We start from the raw sequence: 460 nt of genomic DNA on the forward strand, positions 1-460 counted from the left end.
CCACCGTCAACGGCCGCGAGCTCGGCGAGCCGACCGCCGTTTCGATCCGCACGAATGCGTACGGCCGCGCGTTGGCCGTGATCACCGGCTGTGCGGGCGCACTACTGTTGCTTCTTGCGGGACGACGGCTGTGGCACCGGTTCCGGGGCCAGCCGGACCGAGCAGACGAAGGGTACGAACCGCGATGACGGGGAGCATGCAACGACCACCGGGTTCGCCAGGAGCGGAGCCGGCGGAGCGACCCCGTGGCACTGCAGCGGAGCCGGCGGAGCGACCCCGAGGCACCGCAGCGGAGCCGGCGCAACGACCCGGAGGTCCTGCGGCGCAGCGACCCGGGAGGGTCGCGCCCACACCGCCGGCACCCTGGGAGCGGACCCAGCCCGGACTGCCCCGGCACGAGGACGAACCGCGGCGGCAGGCCCCCCAGCAGCACGCGCCCCGCCCCGCCCCGCCCCAGCAG

Annotated in this window: 1 protein-coding gene; it reads left to right on the top strand. The window is 75.4% G+C overall.

Annotated features, from left to right (window positions below; all coding sequences use genetic code 11):
- Positions 1-188 (top strand): hypothetical protein (locus AC1DYG_RS19660; protein ID WP_477641534.1); only part of this gene is annotated, 188 nt, incomplete at its 5' end.
- Positions 189-460: the final 272 nt, after the last annotated feature.

The sequence above is a fragment of the Pedococcus sp. P1_H8 genome, from assembly GCF_056405175.1.